20 protein-coding genes and 1 other annotated feature are annotated in these 23,585 nt (G+C 53.7%); of the genes, 11 read left to right on the top strand and 9 right to left on the bottom strand.

Features of this window, described 5'->3' with window-relative positions; all coding sequences use genetic code 11:
* Window positions 1-116 precede the first annotated feature (116 nt).
* Window positions 117-3,479 (top strand): mechanosensitive channel MscK, encoded by a 3,363-nt coding sequence (mscK, locus tag J4614_RS11615; RefSeq protein WP_000178238.1) that lies wholly within the window; start codon window positions 117-119, stop codon window positions 3,477-3,479.
* A 41-nt stretch (window positions 3,480-3,520) separates the two neighbouring features.
* On the opposite strand, the gene J4614_RS11610 is transcribed toward mscK, so the two are convergent.
* The 3 genes from J4614_RS11610 to priC form a co-directional block, all read right to left on the bottom strand.
* Window positions 3,521-4,444, bottom strand: coding sequence for an Rpn family recombination-promoting nuclease/putative transposase (locus J4614_RS11610; protein ID WP_208293178.1), 924 nt, complete (start codon window positions 4,442-4,444; stop codon window positions 3,521-3,523).
* A 69-nt stretch (window positions 4,445-4,513) separates the two neighbouring features.
* The gene (gene rsmS / locus J4614_RS11605) at window positions 4,514-4,681 is read right to left on the bottom strand and encodes a pleiotropic regulatory protein RsmS (protein WP_000051161.1); all 168 of its coding nucleotides are present in this window, start codon (window positions 4,679-4,681) and stop codon (window positions 4,514-4,516) included.
* 13 nt (window positions 4,682-4,694) lie between these two features.
* Complete coding sequence (priC, locus tag J4614_RS11600) at window positions 4,695-5,222, bottom strand: primosomal replication protein N'' (protein ID WP_001575715.1); 528 nt, start codon at window positions 5,220-5,222, stop codon at window positions 4,695-4,697.
* 68 nt (window positions 5,223-5,290) lie between these two features.
* On the opposite strand from priC, the gene J4614_RS11595 reads away from it, so the two are divergent.
* The 8 genes from J4614_RS11595 to hemH all read left to right on the top strand — a co-directional run bounded on the left by J4614_RS11595 (window position 5,291) and on the right by hemH (window position 13,528).
* Window positions 5,291-5,668: a DUF454 family protein gene (locus J4614_RS11595; protein WP_001189860.1), complete on the top strand. Its 378-nt coding sequence runs from the start codon at window positions 5,291-5,293 to the stop codon at window positions 5,666-5,668.
* 152 nt (window positions 5,669-5,820) lie between these two features.
* Entirely contained in the window at window positions 5,821-6,372 is a 552-nt protein-coding gene (gene apt, locus J4614_RS11590; protein WP_000127350.1) for an adenine phosphoribosyltransferase, read from the top strand.
* Window positions 6,373-6,485: 113 nt separating this feature from the next.
* A complete protein-coding gene (dnaX, locus tag J4614_RS11585; protein ID WP_001529011.1) occupies window positions 6,486-8,414 on the top strand; it encodes a DNA polymerase III subunit gamma/tau in 1,929 nt (642 codons plus the stop codon).
* Window positions 7,747-7,811, top strand: a sequence feature (DnaX frameshifting element). Its footprint overlaps the gene before it by 65 nt.
* 45 nt (window positions 8,415-8,459) lie before the next feature.
* Window positions 8,460-8,789, top strand: a complete 330-nt coding sequence (locus J4614_RS11580; protein ID WP_000467098.1) for a YbaB/EbfC family nucleoid-associated protein — start codon at window positions 8,460-8,462, stop codon at window positions 8,787-8,789.
* Complete coding sequence (recR, locus tag J4614_RS11575; protein WP_001195023.1) at window positions 8,789-9,394, top strand: recombination mediator RecR; 606 nt, start codon at window positions 8,789-8,791, stop codon at window positions 9,392-9,394. Before J4614_RS11580 ends, recR begins: the two co-directional genes overlap by 1 nt.
* A gap of 110 nt (window positions 9,395-9,504) precedes the next feature.
* Window positions 9,505-11,379: a molecular chaperone HtpG gene (gene htpG / locus J4614_RS11570; RefSeq protein ID WP_001523272.1), complete on the top strand. Its 1,875-nt coding sequence runs from the start codon at window positions 9,505-9,507 to the stop codon at window positions 11,377-11,379.
* A 357-nt stretch (window positions 11,380-11,736) separates the two neighbouring features.
* Window positions 11,737-12,381 carry an adenylate kinase gene (gene adk, locus J4614_RS11565; RefSeq protein ID WP_001220237.1) on the top strand — a complete coding sequence of 215 codons (645 nt, stop codon included), beginning with the start codon at window positions 11,737-11,739 and terminating at the stop codon, window positions 12,379-12,381.
* 184 nt (window positions 12,382-12,565) lie between these two features.
* The gene (hemH, locus tag J4614_RS11560; protein WP_001529006.1) at window positions 12,566-13,528 is read left to right on the top strand and encodes a ferrochelatase; all 963 of its coding nucleotides are present in this window, start codon (window positions 12,566-12,568) and stop codon (window positions 13,526-13,528) included.
* On the opposite strand, the gene aes is transcribed toward hemH, so the two are convergent.
* On the bottom strand, window positions 13,525-14,496 hold the full coding sequence (gene aes / locus J4614_RS11555; RefSeq protein WP_001529070.1) for an acetyl esterase: 972 nt from the start codon (window positions 14,494-14,496) through the stop codon (window positions 13,525-13,527). The genes hemH and aes overlap by 4 nt on opposite strands.
* Window positions 14,497-14,648: 152 nt before the next feature.
* On the opposite strand from aes, the gene gsk reads away from it, so the two are divergent.
* Window positions 14,649-15,953, top strand: coding sequence for an inosine/guanosine kinase (gsk, locus tag J4614_RS11550; RefSeq protein ID WP_000671593.1), 1,305 nt, complete (start codon window positions 14,649-14,651; stop codon window positions 15,951-15,953).
* Window positions 15,954-16,001: 48 nt separating this feature from the next.
* On the opposite strand, the gene ybaL is transcribed toward gsk, so the two are convergent.
* Both ybaL and J4614_RS11540 read right to left on the bottom strand, forming a co-directional pair.
* Complete coding sequence (ybaL, locus tag J4614_RS11545; RefSeq protein ID WP_000546209.1) at window positions 16,002-17,678, bottom strand: YbaL family putative K(+) efflux transporter; 1,677 nt, start codon at window positions 17,676-17,678, stop codon at window positions 16,002-16,004.
* A 214-nt stretch (window positions 17,679-17,892) separates the two neighbouring features.
* Window positions 17,893-19,113: an MFS transporter gene (locus tag J4614_RS11540; RefSeq protein ID WP_001251593.1), complete on the bottom strand. Its 1,221-nt coding sequence runs from the start codon at window positions 19,111-19,113 to the stop codon at window positions 17,893-17,895.
* 172 nt (window positions 19,114-19,285) lie between these two features.
* On the opposite strand from J4614_RS11540, the gene ushA reads away from it, so the two are divergent.
* Window positions 19,286-20,938, top strand: coding sequence for a bifunctional UDP-sugar hydrolase/5'-nucleotidase UshA (gene ushA / locus J4614_RS11535; RefSeq protein WP_000670402.1), 1,653 nt, complete (start codon window positions 19,286-19,288; stop codon window positions 20,936-20,938).
* Window positions 20,939-21,054: 116 nt separating this feature from the next.
* Here the strand turns inward: ushA and ybaK are convergent, their stop codons facing one another.
* From ybaK to J4614_RS11520, 3 genes are all read right to left on the bottom strand, one after another.
* A complete protein-coding gene (gene ybaK / locus J4614_RS11530; protein ID WP_000186618.1) occupies window positions 21,055-21,534 on the bottom strand; it encodes a Cys-tRNA(Pro)/Cys-tRNA(Cys) deacylase YbaK in 480 nt (159 codons plus the stop codon).
* A gap of 201 nt (window positions 21,535-21,735) precedes the next feature.
* Window positions 21,736-22,530, bottom strand: a complete 795-nt coding sequence (locus J4614_RS11525) for a TraB/GumN family protein (protein WP_000421865.1) — start codon at window positions 22,528-22,530, stop codon at window positions 21,736-21,738.
* Between the two features lie 85 nt (window positions 22,531-22,615).
* Window positions 22,616-23,443: a lysozyme inhibitor LprI family protein gene (locus J4614_RS11520; RefSeq protein WP_000488532.1), complete on the bottom strand. Its 828-nt coding sequence runs from the start codon at window positions 23,441-23,443 to the stop codon at window positions 22,616-22,618.
* Window positions 23,444-23,585 lie beyond the last annotated feature (142 nt).

Genomic DNA, 23,585 nt, shown 5'->3' with positions numbered 1-23,585 from the left:
ATATTCCAGGAAAACTCCTGGACATTTTCTGTGTCGCTATTCTGTTTGTTACAGGCGTGATATTCTTGCGACTCAATTATTTCCGGTCTGCTTGCCGGTTCAGACACTTCATTCTCATGACTATGTTGCAGCTTTATAAACGTTCACAGCATTTTGTTTTTATTACAATTAGCGTCCTTATTATCCTGCTGTCCTGTCAGTCTCTGGCATTTGCCCGGGGGCAAACGAATGGCGACCTGCCGTCAAAAGCGGATGTGCAAAACCAGCTGGATACGCTGAATAAGCAAAAAGATCTCTCCGCCCAGGATAAGCTCGTCCAGCAAGACCTTATTGATACGTTAGCTACGCTGGAGAAAATCGAGCGGGTGAAAGAGGAGACCGTACAGCTACGGCAGAAGGTGGCGCAGGCGCCTGAAAAAATGCGCCAGGCGACGGCTGCGTTGAATGCGCTGAGCGATGTCGATAATGATGATGAAATGCGAAAAACGCTGAGTGCGCTTTCGTTACGTCAGCTTGAGCTGCGTGTGGCGCAGGTACTGGATGATTTGCAAAATTCGCAAAACGATCTTGCCGCTTATAACAGCCAGCTTGTTTCGCTACAGACCCAGCCTGAGCGCGTGCAAAACGCCATGTATACCGCCTCGCAGCAAATACAGCAAATCCGTAACCGTCTGGACGGCAATAACGTCGGGGAAGCCGCGCTTCGCCCCAGCCAACAGGTGTTATTACAGGCAAAACAGGCGCTGCTTAATGCGCAGATCGACCAGCAACGTAAGAGTCTTGAAGGGAATACCGTTTTGCAGGACACCCTGCAAAAACAGCGGGATTACGTGACGGCCAACAGTAATCGCCTTGAACATCAGCTTCAACTTTTACAGGAGGCGGTCAACAGTAAACGACTTACGCTAACGGAAAAAACGGCCCAGGAGGCCATTTCGCCGGACGAAACGGCGCGTATCCAGGCGAACCCACTGGTAAAACAGGAACTGGATATTAACCATCAACTCAGCCAGCGTCTGATTGTCGCGACCGAAAACGGCAATATGTTGATGCAGCAAAACATTAAAGTAAAAAACTGGCTCGATCGCGCGCTGCAGTCGGAAAGAAATATCAAAGAACAGATTGCCGTCTTAAAAGGCAGCCTGTTGCTGTCGCGTATTCTTTATCAACAGCAGCAAACCCTGCCCTCCGCCGACGAACTCGAAGATATGACCAACCGCATTGCGGATTTGCGTCTGGAGCAGTTTGAAATCAACCAGCAGCGTGATGCCTTATTCCAAAGCGATGCCTTTGTCGACAAGCTGGAGGAGGGGCATACCAGCGAGGTGAATGATGAAGTTCATGATGCGTTGCTTCAGGTGGTGGAGATGCGCCGTGAGCTATTGGATCAGCTAAATAAACAGTTGGGTAACCAGCTGATGATGGCGATTAACCTGCAAGTTAACCAGCAGCAGTTGATGAGCGTCTCGAAAAATCTGAAAGCCATTCTGACGCAGCAGATTTTTTGGGTGAACAGTAACCGCCCTATGGACTGGGACTGGCTTAAAGCGTTCCCCCAAACGTTAAAAGAGCAATTCAGCGCCATGAAAATCACGGTGAATTGGCAAAAAGCCTGGCCCGCGGTATTTATTGCTTTTTTGGCCGGGTTGCCGCTCTTGCTCATCGCCGGTTTAATCCGCTGGCGTCTGAAATGGTTAAAAGCGTATCAACAGAAGCTGGCCGCCGCCGTGGGATCGCTGCGTAACGATAGTCAGCTCAATACGCCAAAAGCTATTCTGATCGATCTGATCCGCGCGCTGCCGGTGTGCCTGATTATCCTCGCGCTTGGACTGATCTTGCTGACCATGCAGCTAAATATCAGCGATCTGCTCTGGGCCTTTAGTAAAAAGCTCGCGATGTTCTGGCTGGTCTTTGGACTGTGCTGGAAGGTGCTGGAAAAAGAGGGCGTGGCGATACGCCATTTTGGTATGCCGGCGCAGTTGACCAGCCACTGGCGTCGCCAGATTGTACGCATTAGCCTCGCATTGCTGCCGCTGCACTTTTGGTCTGTGGTGGCGGAGTTGTCGCCGCTGAATCTGATGGATGACGTGCTGGGGCAGGCGGTTATTTTCCTCAATCTGCTGGTCATAACATTGCTGGTGTGGCCACTGTGCCGGGAAAGCTGGCGCGATAAAGAATCTCACGGCATTCGACTGGTGACCGTGACGATTCTTTCCATCATTCCGGTGGCGTTAATGGTATTAACGGCGACCGGCTATTTCTATACCACCCTGCGCCTGGCGGGGCGCTGGATTGAAACCGTCTATCTGGTCATTATCTGGAACCTGCTTTATCAAACGGTGCTGCGCGGGTTAAGCGTAGCGGCACGCCGGATTGCCTGGCGACGCGCGCTGGCTCGTCGTCAGAACCTGGTAAAAGAGGGAGCGGAAGGCGCGGAGCCACAGGAGGAACCCGCCATCGCGCTGGAGCAAATTAACCAGCAAACATTACGTATCACGATGCTGCTAATGCTTGCCCTGTTCGGCGTTATGTTCTGGGCGATTTGGTCCGATTTGATCACCGTATTCAGCTATCTTGATAGCATCACGCTGTGGCACTACAACGGCTCCGAAGCTGGCGCTGCGGTGGTGAAAAGCGTGACGATGGGTAGCTTGCTATTCGCCATTATTGCCGCGATGGTGGCCTGGGCGCTCATCCGCAACTTACCCGGCCTGCTGGAAGTGCTGGTGCTTTCACGCCTCAATATGCGCCAGGGGGCTTCGTATGCGATCACCACGATCCTTAACTACGTCATTATCGCTGTTGGCGCGATGACAGTATTCGGATCGCTCGGCGTCTCGTGGGATAAACTCCAGTGGCTGGCGGCGGCGTTGTCGGTAGGTCTCGGTTTTGGGCTACAGGAGATCTTCGGTAACTTTGTCTCGGGTTTAATCATCCTCTTCGAACGTCCGGTACGCATTGGCGATACGGTAACGATCGGCACCTACTCCGGCACGGTCAGTAAGATTCGTATTCGCGCTACCACTATTACCGATTTTGATCGTAAAGAAGTGATCATTCCGAACAAAGCGTTCGTGACGGAGCGGCTGATTAACTGGTCCCTCTCCGATACCACGACCCGTCTGGTGATCCGGCTTGGCGTGGCTTATGGCTCGGATCTGGAGAAAGTGAAAAGAGTCCTGCTACAGGCGGCGATGGAGCATCCGAAGGTGATGCACGATCCGGAACCTGCCGTATTCTTCACCACCTTTGGCGCCAGCACTCTGGATCATGAACTGCGTTTATACGTGCGTGAATTGCGCGATCGTAGCCATACGGTGGATGAACTGAACCGCGCGATCGATCGACTGTGCCGTGAAAATGATATCAATATCGCCTTTAACCAGCTTGAGGTGCATCTGCATAACGCGAAGGGCGACGAAGTCACTGAAGTGAAGCGCGATCTCAACGGCGGCGATCTGGCGCCTACGGCAAGCTAAAAGGCGGTGGGCTGCGCGCTTTATGAGTGCGCGCGGCGCCGCTAATGAGAAAGCGTAGAAAGCTCTTCCGGCGTAATGCCGGTGACGCTGGCGATGAGCCCGGGTTCCAGCCCGTTGGCAAGCATTTTGCGGGCAATAGCGCGCGCTTCGGCCTCACGGCCTTGTGCTAACCCTTGCTCAAGGCCTTTTTGCAACCCTTCCGTTCGGCCTTTTTCTTCCAGCCATTCCGCTATTGTCATCAGTTGTTCCTTATACTGCGGCGCGCCCTGCGCCAGTTGACGAATTAGCGCCCCGGGTTCTGCGGCGTTTCCTGCTTTCAACATATAGTTGATCAGCACACTGAGCTGCGTGTCCGTCAAATGATCCTGCGTTAAAAGCGTGATAAGGGGGTCGAGCAGTTCGCTTAAATCGCGTTGACGAATATGTTTTTGCAGGAGCTCTAACATCGCTATCCGCCGATGCTGCAAAAGCTGATTATCCGGCATTATCGTCAGGTCGACCAGCGCAAAATCGCGGCTGTATAAGGCCTTCGCCATATCCGGTTTCACAAACATATTATGCCAGTTAAGGCTATAGGGCCACGGGCTTTCCGAACCGTGATAAAAGAGGATTGGCACCACCAGCGGCAAGGTATCATGACCGGCATCCAGATGACGCTGCATGGCGGCAATGGCGTACCGCATCAGGCGAAAAGCCATCAGCCGGTCTGATTTGCTCTGATGTTCAATGAGCGCGTAAACATACCCGGGGCCGTGTTGGGTATGCAGAGAGTAGAGAATATCTGAATAGCGGCTGCGTAAATTGTCTTCAACAAAACTCCCTGACTCCAGCTTCAGTGAATCCAGATCGCAGATTGCAAGAAAGTCTTCTGGCAAGTGGATAGCCAGAAAGTCGCGGGCGACCTCTTTTTGCATCAGCATCTGTCGAAATACCGCATCGTGCGGCGTGGTGGGTAGACGTTCCATGACCCGTCCCTTGTTGCCTGACTGTAGCGACCACTTTGTCAGCGACAACGAGGACAAACCAGGGGGCAATTACTCTGTTTGCGAGTCGTCTTCCGTACTTTTTAACTTGTTTTCATAATCTCGCATAACTATTTCCAGCGCGCGTAGCACCGTTCGTGCCGGTAAGCGATTCTCTTCAAGCAGCACAATTAAATCCACGGCCAGTTTGACTTCATCAGGGGCATTTTCAAGCGACATACTTTCTCCAGGGTTAACGGGTTAAACGCGCCAGTACGTTTTCTATTTTCTCCAGCGCATGTCGGCAGCGCGCCAGCCGTCCTTCATAGATCTCGACTTCCTTTTGCAGCGTTTGTTGTTCGACAAGGCCGGTCGCCTGCGCCAGACGAATTTTGCGCTCCTGTGTCATCGCCAGTAGTCGACGTTCAAACTCCTGATGCTGTATTCGTCTGCGCTGCCAACGGCCAAGCCCTGGCGCGGCGGCGTCCCACTGGCGCAGCGACCAGGCGGCGGTTTCACGCGATATCGCCTCCAGTTGCGAAGCCAGATGTTCCGCCAGCCAGGCGACTTGCGGCAGTTGCTCATGTTTTACCGCCTGACGCAACGCGGCGAGATTGGCGTCTGCCTCTTCCAGATATCCCTGCAACAGAGTACTGCGGGTACGGAAAAGGTGTCGGTCAAAGCGCGCACTTAACGTCGCATGTTGCGCCAGCGGCGCGCAGCGTTGGCGTAGCGTCGCCAGCCTCTCTTCCAGCGTCTGTAACAGCATAGCGGTTTTCAATTCAACACCCCGATGAAAATAAGACAGGCTGTGCTACAGTAGCCTTCTGTTTGATAACGATTCGCATTATGCAACGTACTATTTTAATCATCATTGGCTGGCTGGCGGTAGTATTAGGGACATTGGGCGTGGTTTTGCCCCTGTTGCCGACTACGCCGTTCATTTTACTGGCGGCCTGGTGTTTCGCCCGCTCGTCGCCGCGTTTCCATGCCTGGTTGTTATACCGCTCATGGTTTGGCGGTTATCTGCGCCACTGGCAGCGCTATCGGGCCATGCCGCCGGGAGCGAAACCGCGAGCGATCGCGTTGATATTGCTGACCTTTGGTATATCGCTGTGGCTGGTGAATATGATGTGGGTGCGGGTGCTGCTGTTGGTTATTTTGGCCTGCCTGCTGATTTTTATGTGGCGGATACCGGTGATTGATGAAAAGCAACAAAAGCGCTGAAGCACACGAATCGCTGTTGCAATTGTCGTTCACAGCCAGTAAATTCGACCGTTTTCGAGCACAGGCGCAGGCGGTCAAAGAGTAACCGAGCGTTACCCCTGACTGAAAAGTATTGCGCCGTGAGTAACACCGTACTTAGCAGGCATATATCCATGACCGCGACTGCACAGCAGCTTGAGTTTCTCAAAAACAGCATCAAAAGCATTCAGGATTACCCGAAACCGGGCATTCTTTTCCGTGATGTCACCAGCTTACTGGAAGACCCGAAAGCCTACGCGCTCAGTATTGAACTGTTGGTTGAGCGTTATAAAAATGCGGGTATCACCAAAGTGGTCGGCACCGAAGCGCGTGGCTTCCTGTTTGGCGCGCCGGTTGCGCTTGGGCTGGGCGTTGGTTTTGTTCCGGTACGTAAACCGCGCAAATTACCGCGTGAAACTATTGCCGAGACCTATGAATTAGAGTACGGCACCGATCAGCTGGAAATCCATGTCGACGCGATTAAACCTGGCGACAACGTGCTGGTCGTGGATGATCTGCTGGCGACTGGCGGCACCATTGAGGCGACCGTGAAGCTGATCCGTCGTCTGGGCGGGAAAGTCACCGATGCGGCGTTCATCATCAATTTGTTCGATCTGGGCGGCGAGCAGCGTCTGGAAAAGCAGGGGATTACCTGTTATAGCCTGGTGCCGTTTCCAGGGCATTGATTCAGGCTATCCGCACTGCTATTTTAGCCAGAGAGACAACCTCGCTGTATCGGCGAGGTTGTGTTAGCATTACCCTTCTATGAATCCACCTTCCAGCGTTTCAGAGCCTGCCAATGAGTTATCAGGTCTTAGCCAGAAAATGGCGCCCACAAACCTTTGCTGACGTCGTCGGCCAGGAACATGTGCTGACCGCACTGGCGAACGGCTTGTCGTTAGGGCGCATTCATCACGCATATCTTTTTTCCGGCACGCGCGGCGTCGGTAAAACCTCTATCGCCCGACTGCTGGCGAAGGGGCTGAACTGCGAAACCGGTATTACCGCGACGCCGTGCGGCGTTTGCGATAATTGTCGGGAAATTGAGCAGGGGCGTTTTGTCGATCTCATTGAGATTGACGCCGCATCGCGTACCAAAGTCGAAGACACCCGCGACCTGCTGGATAACGTCCAGTACGCGCCTGCGCGCGGTCGCTTTAAAGTCTATCTGATCGATGAAGTCCACATGCTGTCGCGCCACAGCTTTAATGCGTTACTTAAAACGCTTGAAGAGCCGCCAGCGCATGTGAAATTTTTACTGGCGACCACCGATCCGCAGAAGCTGCCGGTGACCATTTTGTCGCGCTGCCTACAGTTTCATCTCAAAGCTCTGGATGTTGAACAGATTCGCCATCAGCTTGAGCATATTCTCAATGAGGAACATATCGCTCACGAACCCCGCGCGTTGCAGTTGTTATCACGTGCGGCTGACGGCAGCCTGCGCGATGCATTAAGTCTGACTGACCAGGCGATCGCCAGCGGCGACGGGCAGGTTTCGACGCAGGCGGTAAGCGCCATGCTCGGTACGCTGGACGACGACCAGGCTTTGTCATTAGTCGAGGCGGTGGTTGACGCTAACGGCGAACGCGTCATGTCGCTTATCAACGAGGCGGCGGCGCGCGGTATTGAATGGGAAGCGCTGCTGGTCGAAATGCTTAGCCTGCTGCACCGTATTGCGATGGTGCAACTTTCGCCTGCCGCGTTAGGCAGCGATATGGCGGCTATCGAGCAACGGATGCGCGAACTTGCCCGGACGGTGCCTCCCGGCGATCTTCAGCTCTACTATCAGACGTTGTTGATTGGTCGCAAAGAATTGCCCTGGGCGCCGGACCGGCGGATGGGCGTTGAAATGACGTTACTGCGTGCGCTGGCGTTTCACCCGCGTATGCCCTTGCCGGAGCCTGAAACGCCGCGGCAGTCTTTTGCGCCCGTGGCCTCAACGGCGGTAATGACGCCGCCGCAGGTGCAGCAGCCGTCGGCGCCCGCGCCGCAGACATCGCCAGCGCCGCTGCCAGCGTCTACCAGTCAGGTGCTGGCGGCGCGCAATCAGCTACAGCGCGCGCAGGGAGTAACCAAAACAAAAAAGAGTGAACCGGCAGCCGCATCCCGCGCGCGGCCGGTGAATAACTCTGCGCTGGAGCGGCTGGCCTCGGTTTCGGAGCGCGTACAGGCGCGCCCGGCGCCGTCTGCGCTGGAAACGGCGCCAGTAAAGAAAGAGGCTTATCGCTGGAAGGCCACCACGCCGGTAGTACAAACCAAAGAAGTGGTGGCTACGCCAAAAGCGCTTAAGAAAGCTCTGGAGCATGAAAAAACGCCGGAGCTGGCGGCTAAACTGGCGGCGGAAGCGATTGAGCGCGATCCGTGGGCGGCGCAGGTAAGCCAGCTTTCTTTGCCTAAGCTGGTGGAGCAGGTGGCGCTTAATGCCTGGAAGGAGCAGAACGGCAACGCGGTTTGTCTGCATCTGCGCTCGACGCAGCGGCACCTCAATTCCAGCGGCGCGCAGCAAAAGCTGGCGCAAGCGCTCAGCGATCTGACGGGAACGACGGTTGAACTGACCATCGTTGAAGATGATAATCCCGCGGTGCGTACGCCGCTGGAATGGCGTCAGGCTATTTATGAAGAGAAACTCGCGCAAGCGCGTGAGTCAATTATCGCGGATAATAACATTCAGACGCTGCGTCGATTCTTCGACGCCGAGCTGGATGAAGAGAGTATCCGCCCCATTTGATCGTAAGCCTGGCTTGCGATTGTGAACCATCAAGAGAGAGAGCTTATGTTTGGAAAAGGCGGTCTGGGCAATCTGATGAAACAGGCCCAGCAGATGCAGGAAAAAATGCAGAAAATGCAGGAAGAGATTGCGCAGCTGGAAGTGACCGGCGAATCCGGCGCGGGTCTGGTGAAGGTTACCATCAACGGCGCGCATAACTGCCGCCGCGTGGAAATAGACCCAAGCCTGCTGGAAGATGACAAAGAGATGCTGGAAGATCTGGTCGCTGCGGCCTTCAACGATGCGGCGCGCCGCATTGAAGAGACGCAAAAAGAGAAGATGGCCTCCGTCTCTTCCGGTATGCAACTGCCGCCAGGCTTTAAGATGCCATTCTGATGCAAACCAGTCCGCTGTTAACTCAGCTTATGGAAGCGTTGCGCTGCCTTCCGGGCGTCGGCCCTAAGTCGGCGCAGCGGATGGCGTTTACCCTGTTGCAGCGCGATCGCAGCGGCGGAATGCGCCTGGCGCAGGCGCTGACCCGGGCGATGTCGGAAATCGGCCACTGCGCCGACTGCCGCACCTTTACCGAGCAGGATGTTTGTAATATCTGTTCGAACCCGCGGCGTCAGGAAAACGGCCAGATTTGCGTGGTGGAGAGTCCTGCGGATATCTACGCCATTGAGCAGACCGGGCAATTTTCCGGGCGGTATTTCGTGCTGATGGGCCACCTGTCGCCGCTGGACGGCATCGGGCCGGATGATATCGGTCTCGATCGTCTGGAACAGCGGCTGGCGTCAGAAAAAATCAGCGAGCTGATCCTCGCGACCAACCCGACGGTTGAAGGGGAGGCTACCGCGAACTATATTGCCGAGCTGTGCGCGGAGGCCGGCGTCGAAGCCAGTCGTATCGCCCACGGCGTGCCGGTTGGCGGCGAACTGGAGATGGTCGACGGTACGACGCTGTCCCACTCGCTGGCGGGACGCCATAAGATTATTTTCTGAACAAACGGAGGCGGCATTCGCGGCCTCCGCTTGAAATCACACCCGCTTGTCCCCATCTCACCCTCAACGTATTTTTACCATTAAAAATGGCATTGTTGAGGTCTATCCACATGAAAGGACAAGAAACGCGTGGTTTTCAGTCAGAAGTTAAACAGCTTCTGCACCTGATGATCCATTCTCTTTATTCCAATAAAGAAATCTTCCTGCGTGAACTCATCTCTAACGCCTCAGATGCGGCGGACAAGCTGCGTTTCCGCGCTCTGTCAAACCCGGACCTGTATGAAGGAGATGGCGAGCTGCGTGTGCGCGTCTCTTTCGATAAAGATAAGCGTACGTTGACCATTGCCGATAACGGCGTGGGGATGAATCGTGATGAGGTGATTGACCACTTAGGCACCATTGCCAAGTCCGGCACCAAATCTTTCCTCGAATCAATGGGGTCCGATCAGGCGAAAGATAGCCAGCTCATCGGTCAGTTTGGCGTAGGCTTCTATTCCGCGTTTATTGTGGCCGATAAAGTGACCGTACGTACCCGTGCGGCAGGCGACAAGCCGGAAAATGGCGTATTCTGGGAATCGGCAGGCGAAGGCGAATACACCGTTGCCGATATCACCAAAAATGACCGTGGTACGGAAATCACCTTACACCTGCGTGAAGGCGAAGATGAATTCCTCGATGACTGGCGCGTACGCTCGATTATCAGCAAATATTCCGATCACATCGCATTGCCGGTAGAGATTGAAAAACGGGAAGAAAAAGACGGCGAAACCGTGATTTCCTGGGAGAAAATTAACAAGGCCCAGGCGTTGTGGACCCGCAACAAGTCGGAAATTAAAGACGACGAGTACAACGAGTTTTACAAGCACATCGCGCATGATTTCACCGATCCGCTGACCTGGAGCCACAACCGCGTGGAAGGGAAGCAGGAGTACACCAGCCTGCTGTATATCCCGTCGCAGGCGCCGTGGGATCTGTGGAACCGCGATCACAAACATGGTCTGAAGCTGTACGTACAGCGCGTGTTCATTATGGACGATGCCGAGCAGTTCATGCCGAACTATCTGCGCTTCGTGCGCGGCCTGATTGATTCTAACGACCTGCCGTTGAACGTCTCCCGTGAAATCCTGCAGGACAGCACGGTAACGCGTAATCTGCGCAGCGCCCTGACCAAACGCGTTCTGCAAATGCTGGAAAAACTGGCGAAAGACGACGCGGAAAAATATCAAACCTTCTGGAAACAGTTCGGTCTGGTGCTGAAAGAAGGCCCGGCGGAAGATCACGCCAACCAGGAAGCGATCGCCAAACTGTTGCGCTTTGCCTCCACCCATACCGACTCTTCCGCCCAGACCGTGTCGCTGGAAGATTACGTCTCCCGGATGAAAGAAGGGCAGGAAAAAATTTACTACATCACCGCAGACAGCTATGCGGCGGCGAAAAACAGCCCGCACCTGGAACTGCTGCGTAAGAAAGGCATCGAAGTGCTGCTGCTCTCCGATCGCATCGACGAGTGGATGATGAACTACCTGACCGAGTTTGACGGTAAAGCATTCCAGTCGGTCGCTAAAGCCGATGAGTCCATCGAAAAACTGGCGGATGAAGTCGACGAAAACGCGAAAGAAGCGGAAAAGGCGCTTGAGCCGTTCGTGGAGCGTGTCAAAACCCTGCTGGGCGATCGCGTGAAAGAGGTGCGTCTGACGCATCGTTTAACCGACACGCCGGCGATTGTCACCACCGATGCGGATGAAATGAGCACCCAGATGGCGAAACTGTTCGCTGCGGCCGGTCAGTCCGTGCCGGAAGTGAAATACATCTTTGAGCTCAACCCGGATCATGTGCTGGTCAAACGCACTGCCGATACCGAGGATGAAGCGCAGTTTAAAGAGTGGGTCGAGCTGCTGCTGGATCAGGCGCTGTTCGCTGAACGCGGTACGCTGGAAGATCCGAACCAGTTTATCCGCCGTATGAACCAGTTGCTGGTGTCCTGATAACGCTCATCTGATTGCCGGATAGCGACGCGAAGCATCTTATCCGGCCTACGGACGGGTACTGTGTTGTGACTGCCGGATGGCGACGCGAAGCGTCTTATCCGGCCTACGGACGAGTACTGTTTTGTGACTGCCGGATAGCGACGCGAAGCATCTTATCCGGCCTACGGGCGAGTACTGTTTGTAGACCGGATAAGCGCCAGCGCCATCCGGCATTTTTTATAATACCTTCTCTTTTCTCGATTTCTCTTCGTTAACCGTTTCAGCATCAGGCGGCTTCCTTGAGCGAAATGCGTGATGGTGGTATCGTTTAGCGCTTTTTAAAAAATATCGACAACCTTTGAGGGGATTTTCGTAATGCGTATTATTCTGCTTGGCGCTCCGGGCGCGGGTAAAGGAACTCAGGCTCAGTTCATCATGGAGAAATATGGTATTCCGCAAATCTCCACTGGCGATATGCTGCGCGCCGCAGTGAAATCAGGCTCCGAGTTGGGCAAACAGGCGAAAGATATCATGGACGCCGGTAAACTGGTGACCGATGAACTGGTGATTGCGCTGGTTAAAGAGCGTATCGCCCAGGAAGACTGCCGTAACGGTTTTCTGCTGGACGGTTTCCCGCGCACGATCCCGCAGGCTGACGCGATGAAAGAAGCGGGTATTGTCGTGGATTACGTGCTGGAATTCGACGTACCGGACGAACTGATCGTTGACCGTATTGTGGGTCGCCGCGTACACGCCGCCTCTGGCCGCGTTTACCACGTAAAGTTTAATCCGCCGAAAGTGGAAGGCAAAGATGACGTCACCGGCGAAGATCTGACCACCCGTAAAGACGATCAGGAAGAGACCGTTCGCAAACGTCTGGTGGAATATCATCAGATGACCGCGCCGCTGATTGGCTACTACCAGAAAGAAGCGGAAGCGGGCAACACCAAATACGCTAAAGTTGACGGTACGCAGGCCGTTGCCGACGTGCGCGCAGCGCTGGAAAAAATCCTCGGTTAATTTTTTCGCGTAGTGAACCGCTTATCAGGCCTGCCATTATCCCGCAGGCCTGAACGCCTTATCCGGCCTACTGGCATCGTTAGCGCCATTCGGCAAATTCTCGTCTTACCTCTCGCAGCAATTAGTTCTTCTTTATCACTTTTCCGCTACAATTATCAACAATTTGAATAGATAAGAGGCGGCAATGCGTCAGACGAAAACCGGTATCCTGCTGGCTAACCTTGGCACGCCAGATGCCCCAACTCCCGAAGCGGTAAAGCGCTACCTGAAACAATTTTTAAGCGACAGACGCGTGGTGGATACTCCTCGTCTGCTGTGGTGGCCGTTGCTGCGTGGCGTTATTTTACCGCTGCGTTCGCCGCGCGTCGCGAAACTCTATCAATCTATCTGGATGGATGGCGGTTCGCCGCTCATGGTATATAGCCGCGAACAGCAACAGGCGCTGGCCGCGCGGTTGCCAGACACGCCCGTCGCGCTGGGGATGAGCTACGGTTCGCCCTCGCTGGAAAGCGCTGTCGATGAACTGTTAGCAAGCGACGTCGACCATATCGTCGTGCTGCCGTTGTACCCGCAATACTCTTGCTCAACGGTGGGCGCAGTCTGGGACGAACTGGGGCGAATACTGGCGCATAAACGTCGTATTCCCGGTATCTCATTTATTCGCGATTACGCGGATGACGGCGCTTATATCGATGCGCTGGCGAAAAGCGCGCGTGAGTCGTTCGCCAGACACGGCGAGCCGGATGTGCTTCTGCTCTCCTATCACGGCATTCCACAACGTTATGCGGATGAAGGCGATGACTACCCGCAGCGCTGTCGCGATACCACGCGTGAACTGGTTTCCGCATTGGGACTGCCGCCGGAAAAGGTAATGATGACGTTCCAGTCGCGCTTTGGCCGTGAACCGTGGCTGACGCCGTACACCGATGAAACGCTAAAAATGTTGGGTGAAAAGGGGACTGGCCATATTCAGGTCATGTGTCCGGGATTTGCCGCGGATTGTCTGGAGACGCTGGAAGAGATAGCGGAACAGAACCGCGAGATTTTCCTTGAAGCGGGCGGTAAAAAATATGCGTACATTTCGGCGCTGAACGCGACGCCGGAACATATTGATATGATGCTGAAACTCACGGCGCCGTACCGTTAACGCGGCGTCTTCATCCTCGCCATAAAGAATCGCGCGCCGTCCTGCAAGGCATCGTCGGCGATTGTCATCATTCGCGAATAGTGCAGAAAGGCGTGCAGCGTGCCGGGATACATTTTGTATTCGCAGGGCTGCTGGTGCGCCTGTAATGTCTGGTGCAGCAAGCGGCTGTCATCAATGAGCGGATCAAACTCCGCGCTGGCAATAAAGCAGGGCGGCACATCGCGCGTGAGATCGTTATTAAACAGACAATACCAGGGCGATTCCCGATCGTCTTCGTTACGCAGATAGGCCTTTTCGTACATGTCCAGATCTTCACGCGTCAGGCCGTCCCACGCGCCGCCGAACAGACGGCGGCTTACCGAATCCTGCAACCCATACAGCCCATACCACAACAGAATCGCGATAACGTTACCGCAGCGAATGTGCTTATCACGTAGCCAGAGCGCGCTGGCAAGCGCCAGCATGGCGCCTGCGGAATCCCCGGCGAAACCGATTTTCTCCACGTTGAGCGAGTATTCATCGGCATGTTGAGAGAAGTAGCTGCATACCGCGACGGTTTCTTCGATGGCCTGCGGATAACGCGCTTGCGGCGACAGCGAATAATCAATACCGATCACGGTGCAGCCGGTATAACGCGCCAGCAGACGCATTATCCGGTCATGCGTATCCAGATTACCGAGGATAAATCCGCCGCCGTGCAGATAGTATAAGGTGGCCTGACTGGTCGGCTGCGGCGAGTAGAGCCGGGTTGTTACATCGCCATAAGGCGTAGGGACGGCGCAGGTGCGGGTGGTCATGGACGGTGCGTCGGCATTCCAGAAACGGCGCTCAAGAAGATAATACTGACGCTGAGTCTCAATATCGCCATCGGCAGGCCAGGGGGGAAGGCCTGGTTGCTGGAAGTTTACGACGGCTGTCATTTCGTCTGACAGTCGGGTGAGTACGGGAATTTTATTTTCCGGCTTCATAAAACGCTCCTTGTGAAAGTGAACCATTGTAAAAAACGCGGCCGGAGAAACTGCGATCTCGTCGTCCGATATTGAAACGCCATCGTCCGTCGCGCGCAGCGGGGGGAATGTGCTACCATGCAGCGCTCCGTTATTCATCCGTAAGCACAATCATGAAATTTCCCGGTAAACGTAAATCCAAACACTATTTTCCCGTCAATGCGCGTGACCCGTTGTTGCAACAAATTCAGCCAGAACAGGAAACCAACGCCTCCTGGGTCGTCGGTATCGACCAGACGTTGGTGGATATTGAGGCGAAAGTGGATGACGATTTTATTACACGCTATGGATTAAGCGCCGGGCATTCTCTGGTGATAGAAGACGAGGTGGCGGAGAAGCTGTATCAGGAACTGACGCGGGAAAATCTGATCACCCATCAGTTTGCTGGCGGCACCATAGGCAATACGATGCATAATTACTCGGTACTGGCGGATGACCGTTCGGTGTTACTGGGCGTGATGTGCAGCAATATTGAGATTGGCAGCTACGCTTATCGCTACCTGTGTAATACTTCCAGCCGTACCGACCTGAATTATCTGCAAGCGGTAGATGGCCCGATTGGCCGCTGTTTCACGCTGATTGGCGAATCCGGCGAGCGTACCTTCGCTATCAGCCCCGGCCATATGAATCAGCTACGGGCGGAAAGTATTCCGGAAGCGGTGATCGCTGGCGCTTCCGCGCTGGTGTTGACCTCATATCTGGTGCGCTGTAAGCCTGGCGAACCGATGCCTGACGCGACGATGAAAGCGATCGAATACGCGAAAAAGCATAACGTGCCGGTTGTCATGACGCTGGGCACCAAATTTGTGATCGCCGATAATCCGCAGTGGTGGCAGGCGTTTCTCAAAGAGAATGTCTCGATTCTGGCAATGAATGAAGAAGAAGCGGAAGCGCTGACCGGCGAAAACGACCCGCTGCTGGCGGCGGATAAGGCGCTGGACTGGGTCGACCTGGTGTTATGCACCGCCGGGCCGATAGGGTTATATATGGCAGGCTTCACCGAAGAGGAAGCAAAACGTAAAACCCAGCATCCTCTGCTGCCGGGGGCTATTGCTGAATTTAACCAGTATGAATTTAGCCGGGCAATGCGCCATAAAGATTGTACTAATCCGCTGCGCGTTTATTCGCATATTGCGCCGTATATGGGCGGGCCGGAAAAAATCATGAACACCAACGGCGCGGGCGATGGCGCGCTGGCGGCGCTGCTGCACGATATTACGGCGAACAGTTACCATCGTAGCAACGTACCGAACTCCAGTAAGCACAAATTCACCTGGCTGACCTATTCGTCGCTGGCGCAGGTGTGTAAATATGCTAACCGTGTCAGTTATCAGGTACTGAACCAGCATTCTCCGCGTCTGACACGCGGGCTGCCGGAGCGTGAGGACAGCCTGGAAGAGTCGTACTGGGATCGCTAATCTGGCTTGCCCGATAGCGCTGCGCGCATCGGGCCGTCCGGCAAACCCTTAACTGGCGACGACTTCACCTGCGGGCGGCGTTTCAAGCAGTTCCAACATCGCCCGGGCAATTTCTCGCTCGCCCATCACTACCTGATTGGCTCCCCGCTCGGTAATATATTTCACTTCATCATCATAGTGCGCGCGGGCGATTATCTCGATATCAGGACTTTTTTCCCGCGCTGAGGCGACAATCTCGCCGGCTTCGTAACCGTTGGGGATGGTCAACAACAGCCAGCGGGCGCAGTCCAGATGCGCCAGATTCATGATTTCTTCGTTAGCGGCGTTGCCCAGCACGGCGCGAATCCCGCGTTCGCGCAGCTCATCCACGCGGGTACGGGACGTTTCGATAACCACCAGCGGAATCCCCGCCGCCAGTAATTTTTCTCCCAGCAGACTGCCTACGCGGCCAAAACCCACCAGCAGGGCATGATTACAGATATCCACCGGAATTTGCTTCTCTTCTTCGATAGCCTCTTCCAGAGTTTGCTCTTCCAGCGTTTCGGTTTTCGCCAGATACTTCTCCAGCAGGGTAAACAGTACGGGATTAAGCATAATCGACAAAATAGCGCCTGCCAGCACCAGGTTCTGTCCCGCTTGCGGCAGCAGGTTGAGCGCCATGCCGAGTCCGGCGAGAATAAAGGCGAACTCGCCGATTTGCGCCAGGCTGGCGGCAATGGTCAGCGCGGTTCGCGGCGAGTGGCCGAACATACGCACCAGGAAAAATGCAGCGATCGATTTGCCAAAGACGATAATAGCAAGCGTCGCCAGCACCGCCAGCGGCTGTTGAATCAAGACTAACGGATCGAACAACATGCCGACGGAAACAAAAAACAGGACGGCAAAGGCGTCGCGCAGCGGCAAAGTATCGTGCGCCGCCCGGTGACTCAGTTCCGACTCATTAAGCACCATTCCAGCGAAGAACGCACCCAGCGCAAAAGAGACGTCAAACAGTTCTACCGCGCCAAACGCAATGCCTAACGCCAGCGCCAGTACGGAAAGGGTAAATAATTCGCGCGAACCGGTGGCGGCGCTGCGGGCCATAATCCACGGCACCAGGCGGCGTCCGACCAGCATCATGATGGCGATAAACGCTACCACTTTACCAATGGTTATCCCCATATCGACCGTCAGCGAGGCTATGCCGACATCGCCTTTTTCCACCATGCCGGCAACGGCGGGCAGCAAGACCAGCGTCAGCACCATCACCAGATCTTCGACAATCAGCCAGCCGATGGCGATTTGTCCGCGCTGGCTATCAAGGAGTTGTCGCTCCTCAAGCGCGCGCAGCAGGACGACGGTACTGGCGGTAGACAGACAGAGCCCAAAAACGATGCCGGTCATTAATGACCATCCCAGCACGGCGGAAAGCGCCATACCCAGCAGCGTCGCCACCGCTATCTGAGCGACAGCGCCGGGAATGGCGATAGACTTTACCGCCATCAAATCCTTCAGCGAAAAATGCAGCCCGACGCCGAACATCAATAGAATCACGCCGAGCTCCGCCAGCTCCGGCGCCAGTTTGGTATCCGCAACAAAACCAGGGGTAAAAGGTCCCGCCAGAACGCCCGCTAACAGATATCCCACCAGTGGAGAAATACGCAATTTGTTGGCAATCATGCCGAGAATAAAAGCGAGCACAAGGCCGCCGACAATGGTGGTGATAAGCGGGGTAGCGTGATGCATTCCGTCTCCTTTGGTTGCTGGACTCCAAAACTCCGGGTAATAGTTTATGACAATTTCAATCAGGATGTTTATAAAAAATGGTTGTGTTTTATAAAAAGATACGATCTGAAGGCAAAAAGAGCACGGAACGTAAAAGTGATAAGTATGGGATGGACAAAGCAAGATGGCATCAGGATGTACAGGCGGTTAAAGCGTACCTTTAACCGCCATAAAATCACGCTTTATGTCGATTATCAGGTAAGAATATGGTCAGTATCCCCAGAAGCGGCAGGAAAGCACAGATTTTATAAACTAAATAGATACTGGTATGGTCGGCAATCAGCCCCAACACCGCTGCGCCCAGGCCTCCCATTCCGAAGGCAAACCCGAAAAACAGGCCGGAAACCATACCGATGCGTCCTGGCAGCAGCTCCTGGGCATACACCAGAATGGCGGAAAACGCCGACGCGAGAATAAAGCCGATAATCACCGTTAAAATCCCCGTCCAGTACAGCGTGGCGTAGGGTAAAACAAGGGTAAACGGCGCGACGCCGAGAATAGAGCCCCATATCACATATTTTCTGCCGATTTTATCGCCCACCGGCCCGCCGATTACCGTCCCGGCAGCCACCGCAAACAGGAAGGCAAACAGATGGAGCTGCGCGTTTTGTATTGATAATCCGAATTTTTGCATCAGATAAAAGGTGTAATAGCTACTGATGCTCGCCATATAAAAATATTTCGAGAAAATGAGTAGCAATAACACGCTGACCGCCAGCACGACTTTATTGCGCGGCAGCGGGTTAGCGATTATCGCTTTTGGCTTGCCTTTCGCTATCCGGTGCTGGGCTGCATACCAGCGGCTGATCTGCGCCAGCACCACGATCGCCAGCAGTGCGGCCAGCACAAACCAGGCGACATTCCCTTTGCCATAGGGCGCGATAATCACGGCGGCCAGCAGCGGGCCCAATGAACTGCCGAAGTTTCCGCCGACCTGGAAGATAGACTGCGCCAGACCATGACGTCCGCCGGAGGCCATGCGCGCCACGCGGGACGATTCCGGGTGAAAAACGGACGAGCCGGTACCCACCAGCGCCGCAGCGAGCAATACGCCGCCAAAACTTCCCGCCATTGCCAGCAGTACCAACCCGCTCAGGGTAAAACACATGCCGACAGGCAGCGACCACGGCATGGGATACTTATCCGTCCAGTAGCCGACGACCGGTTGCAGCAGCGATGAGGCGAGCTGGAACGTCAGGGTGATCAAACCTATCTGGACGAAGGTCAGCGAGAACTCCGCCTGCAACAGGGGATAAATGGCTAAGATTAGCGACTGGATCATATCGTTCAGCAGATGGGAAAGACTGATCGCGCCCAAAATACCAAACGAAGTACGTGCTTTAGCGGCCGCTGCGGGCGCGCCGGCTAACGGCTGGGTTGGTTCACTCATGGCCATAGAAAGTCACTTAAATTTTATGCGATGTTGGAGATAGTAGGATGTGTAATTATTACTTGCCTAACATACCTGTGAAATGTGTTTGAAGGAAGTCTCAATTCTGAAAACATATTTGTCTATTATTGCAAGGAAAGGTAATTTCTGCGGTTGATATTGAGTCAGGGAGAGAAAGATGAAATTTTTGAAACGGGGTGTGGCGCTGGCGTTACTGGCGGCGTTCGCGCTGACGACTCAGCCTGCACAGGCTTACGAAAAAGATAAAACCTATAAAATTACTATCCTGCATACCAACGATCACCACGGTCACTTCTGGCGCAGCGAATATGGCGAATATGGTCTGGCGGCGCAAAAAACGCTGGTGGACAGTATCCGTAAAGAGGTGGCGCAAGAGGGGGGAAGCGTCCTGTTGTTATCCGGCGGCGACATTAATACCGGGGTGCCGGAATCCGATCTCCAGGATGCGGAGCCCGATTTCCGCGGGATGAATCTGATTGGCTACGACGCTATGGCCGTCGGTAATCATGAGTTTGATAACCCGCTCACCGTATTGCGCCAGCAGGAAAAGTGGGCGAAGTTTCCCTTTCTTTCCGCCAATATTTATCAAAAAAGTACCGGCGAGCGTCTGTTTAAGCCGTGGGCTATTTTTACACGCCAGGATATAAAAATCGCGGTAATTGGCTTAACCACCGATGACACGGCGAAAATAGGCAACCCGGAATATTTCACCGATATTGAGTTTCGTAAACCTGCTGAAGAAGCAAACGTGGTGATTCAGGAACTTAATATGAATGAAAAACCGGACGTGATTATCGCGACCACGCATATGGGACATTATGACAACGGCGATCACGGTTCGAACGCGCCGGGCGACGTTGAGATGGCGCGTAGCCTGCCTGCCGGTTCGTTGGCGATGATTGTGGGCGGTCACTCACAAGACCCGGTATGCATGGCGTCGGAAAATAAAAAACAGGTGAATTACGTACCGGGAACGCCCTGCGCGCCGGATAAGCAAAATGGTATCTGGATCGTGCAGGCGCATGAGTGGGGTAAATATGTGGGCCGCGCGGATTTCGAATTCCGTAACGGCGAGATGAAAATGGTTAACTACCAGCTTATTCCGGTAAATCTCAAGAAAAAAGTGACCTGGGATAACGGGAAAAGCGAGCGTGTACTTTACACGCCGGAAATCGCCGAAAATCCGCAAATGCTCTCGTTATTAACGCCGTTCCAGAATAAAGGTAAAGCGCAACTGGAGGTGAAAATTGGTAGCGTGAATGGCCTTCTTGAAGGCGATCGCAGTAAGGTCAGATTTGTCCAGACCAATATGGGACGGGTGATTCTGGCTGCGCAGATCGCGCGCACCGGCGCCGATTTTGGCGTGATGAGCGGCGGCGGTATTCGCGACTCGATTGAGGCGGGAGATATTACCTATAAAAGCGTGCTCAAGGTACAGCCGTTCGGCAACATTGTGGTGTATGCCGATATGAGTGGCAAAGAGGTGGTTGATTATCTCACCGCCGTAGCGCAGATGAAGCCGGACTCCGGCGCCTATCCACAGTTCGCCAATGTGAGCTTTGTCGCCAAAGAGGGCAAGCTCACCGATCTGAAAATCAAAGGCGAGCCTGTTGATCCGGCCAAAACCTATCGCATGGCGACGCTGAGTTTCAACGCCACGGGCGGCGATGGTTATCCGCGCATCGATAACAAACCGGGATACGTGAATACCGGGTTTATTGACGCGGAAGTGCTGAAAGAGTTTATTCAGCAGAATTCACCGCTGGATGCGGCGGCGTTTACGCCAAAGGGTGAGGTGAGCTGGCTGTAGCGGTACGGATAGCCATTTCTGCCTGATGGCGCGCAGCCTTAAGGCCTACGGATTATGTCTGCTGTAGGCCGGATAAGGCGTTTGCGCCGCTATCCGGCAATGTATTTTACGCAGGCTTAATCCCGACGCGCGATATCAGCGAATTTAGCACCCAGTATGGCGGCCAAATCGTCAGCCGCCAGTTCAATATCCAGCCCGCGTTTACCACCGGAAACATAAATAGTGGCAAACGTGCGGGCAGGCGCGTCAATCAGCGTGGGCAGCCGTTTCTTCTGTCCCAGCGGACTGATCCCGCCGACCAGATATCCCGTGGTGCGTTGCGCCACCATCGGGTCGGCCATATCGACCTTTTTCGCGCCCAGAGCTTTGGCGACTTTTTTCAAATCCAGCTGCCCGGCTACAGGCGTTACGGCGACGGCCAGTTGCTTCATATCGCCATTCACGGCAACCAAAAGCGTTTTATACACCTGATCGGCGTTTAGCCCGAGCTTACGCACCACTTCATCGCCAAAGTTAGTTTCATTCGGATCGTGATCGTAGGTGTGAATGTTAAACGGAATCTTGTTTTTTTCGAGTAACTTAACTGCGGGTGTCATAACGTTCCTTCTTACTACAGACGTGATTTGCCATCAGCATACGCCCGAAAGCGGACTAAAAAATAGTATAATCTTGTGCATTAGGTCTTGGCAGTTGCGGCAACTTTGAGCGACAATCTGAAGATCCGAAGCGAAAGCGTCGGGATAATAATAACGATGAAATTCCTCTTTGACGGGCCAATAGCGATATTGGCCATTTTTTTATTTCAATATTTGCGGTAGGTTGCCTTCGCCGTACAGATGTAGCGCCCCTACGGCTACCACGTAGCGTCCCGGCGGCAGTGCCAGCAGCGCGTCGCGCCAGGCTTCATTGCGTTTTACCATCAGTACATCATACAGCGGTTGGCTAAACGTTCTGGGGAGCGAAGCGCCGACGCTGGTCGGCGGCTGTTCAAGCCACCAGCCGATCATCACCTGCAAAAGCCGTGCGTTGGTGTGCCAGTGCGTCAGCGTGTCGTCGAGCAGCGCCATCCCGCCATCGGGCAGATCGCAGAGTAGTTCGAGCTGGTGTTTCGCCCCTTCCAGCTCTTGCACCGGCAGCGACATTTCGCGGGCAGCCTGTAATAGCTGATAATCAATGCCATAGTCCGGGCGCAATCCCAGCCGTTGCGCCTGCGTGGCCTGTAGCACCATAGCTATCTGCCATAAAGGTTGATTATCAAAATGGATCAGCGGCATACCCAACTCGCTGACCCGTTTTTCCAGTGCGCTTAGCTGCCCGGCGCTGAGACGTTCGACCAACGGCGGGTATTTGGGGAGATTGCTGAATGGCGTTTCGTTACCAGAAATATCCGCTTCAACGACCAGCGCGTCGGCCTGGCGTAGCTTTTTCACCAGCTTTGCTGGAAGAGGAGCCATATCGCGCGTCCCCATATGAATACTGCCAACCAGATGCAGATGACGACCGCCGGGCAGGGAGAGATCGATAGCAGGCCAACTATTTGGGGTACCACGCAGCGCGCGCCATAAACGTTTAAGTTGATTTAATAGCTCCATACGCGCTCCCTTTGAAAAAGCTCATGCTAGCGCGTTGGAGAAAAGAGCGCAATGCGCCCTGACGGGACGTCAACGATCGGTCGGGTTATTCGCTGCCGTCGAGATAGGCCGTTCTGGCGATGGTCATTTCAAGCTGGCATTTATAAATACTGATGCGCTTTTCAGCAGGTATGGCCTCGGATTTTGCATCGCTAAGTTTGCCGCACTGCTGCTCTTTTTTTGTCACCCAGACTCGCTGCTCTTGTTTTAATGCCGTTCGGGCAGAGGCGGGTAGTGAATTCCAGACCTGATTAAGCTCGCGATCTCTACTCTCAAATTTCTTTGCTGCGATTTCAATCAGTGAGCTATTTTTTTTCTTTATGAGATTATCACCAGATACCGTCATTCTTGCCATTACATAAATAGACCACGCCAATTTATCGGTTTTTTTCACCGGGGTGACGACAATATCTTTGTTGTTGTCAGCAAGCTGGATATTGTAGTTAACCTCTTTCCAGGTCACCGTATTGTTTATTACCTGTCCATTCCCTTGTGAAATATAGAATAGAGTATCTGGTAAGTATTTAATTACTTTAAACAATGACTGAGGAATACCCATGGCGACGGTAGCCGAGCAAATTCGTAGGTTGGCATTTTCTGATTGAGGATTTTGCGTTATTACATCACTGAATTGAACAGGAATAGCCCGGAGTTGCTGCTCGTACTGAGTCTGGGGGATATCGAAGAAAAGCGTGGAAGGCGCTTTAATATAGTCTTGCTGTAAACGACCTAATGCTTCATTATAGATCCACTCTTTTGCCGCCGTGACTGCATTATCGTTGCCGCATTTTAACTCTGGACTGGAATCAAATAATCCTGCATAACTAACTGCGGGAGAAAGCAGGAAAAGAAGAGTAACTGCTTTTCTAAACATAAATAACACATCCTTATGATTCAAAAAAACATTATAAAATGTTGTTTTTTATTTTTCTACAGGATGTGCGGTTAAATTTTTATATATTGATACGGTAAATTACTGATGGCTTAATAATATATCAGGCAGCTAATGCTGCCTG

The sequence above is a fragment of the Salmonella sp. 32031103-2018-00083-FB-01-SM-01 genome, from assembly GCF_017571995.1.
Classification (GTDB): domain Bacteria; phylum Pseudomonadota; class Gammaproteobacteria; order Enterobacterales; family Enterobacteriaceae; genus Salmonella; species Salmonella enterica.
The sequence above is the reverse complement of the archived record's forward strand: the minus strand, read 5'-3'. Positions and strand labels throughout refer to the sequence as shown.

Coding starts and splice junctions, on each gene's coding strand:
- J4614_RS11520 (WP_000488532.1), bottom strand. CDS start 23,443: ATGTTTAGAAAAGCAGTTACTCTTCTTTTCCTGCTTTCTCCCGCAGTT.
- J4614_RS11595 (WP_001189860.1), top strand. CDS start 5,291: ATGCAACGTACTATTTTAATCATCATTGGCTGGCTGGCGGTAGTATTA.
- ybaL (WP_000546209.1), bottom strand. CDS start 17,678: ATGCATCACGCTACCCCGCTTATCACCACCATTGTCGGCGGCCTTGTG.
- dnaX (WP_001529011.1), top strand. CDS start 6,486: ATGAGTTATCAGGTCTTAGCCAGAAAATGGCGCCCACAAACCTTTGCT.
- htpG (WP_001523272.1), top strand. CDS start 9,505: ATGAAAGGACAAGAAACGCGTGGTTTTCAGTCAGAAGTTAAACAGCTT.
- gsk (WP_000671593.1), top strand. CDS start 14,649: ATGAAATTTCCCGGTAAACGTAAATCCAAACACTATTTTCCCGTCAAT.
- mscK (WP_000178238.1), top strand. CDS start 117: ATGACTATGTTGCAGCTTTATAAACGTTCACAGCATTTTGTTTTTATT.
- recR (WP_001195023.1), top strand. CDS start 8,789: ATGCAAACCAGTCCGCTGTTAACTCAGCTTATGGAAGCGTTGCGCTGC.
- ybaK (WP_000186618.1), bottom strand. CDS start 21,534: ATGACACCCGCAGTTAAGTTACTCGAAAAAAACAAGATTCCGTTTAAC.
- J4614_RS11540 (WP_001251593.1), bottom strand. CDS start 19,113: ATGGCCATGAGTGAACCAACCCAGCCGTTAGCCGGCGCGCCCGCAGCG.
- J4614_RS11580 (WP_000467098.1), top strand. CDS start 8,460: ATGTTTGGAAAAGGCGGTCTGGGCAATCTGATGAAACAGGCCCAGCAG.
- aes (WP_001529070.1), bottom strand. CDS start 14,496: ATGAAGCCGGAAAATAAAATTCCCGTACTCACCCGACTGTCAGACGAA.
- adk (WP_001220237.1), top strand. CDS start 11,737: ATGCGTATTATTCTGCTTGGCGCTCCGGGCGCGGGTAAAGGAACTCAG.
- rsmS (WP_000051161.1), bottom strand. CDS start 4,681: ATGTCGCTTGAAAATGCCCCTGATGAAGTCAAACTGGCCGTGGATTTA.
- J4614_RS11610 (WP_208293178.1), bottom strand. CDS start 4,444: ATGGAACGTCTACCCACCACGCCGCACGATGCGGTATTTCGACAGATG.
- hemH (WP_001529006.1), top strand. CDS start 12,566: ATGCGTCAGACGAAAACCGGTATCCTGCTGGCTAACCTTGGCACGCCA.
- ushA (WP_000670402.1), top strand. CDS start 19,286: ATGAAATTTTTGAAACGGGGTGTGGCGCTGGCGTTACTGGCGGCGTTC.
- J4614_RS11525 (WP_000421865.1), bottom strand. CDS start 22,530: ATGGAGCTATTAAATCAACTTAAACGTTTATGGCGCGCGCTGCGTGGT.
- apt (WP_000127350.1), top strand. CDS start 5,821: ATGACCGCGACTGCACAGCAGCTTGAGTTTCTCAAAAACAGCATCAAA.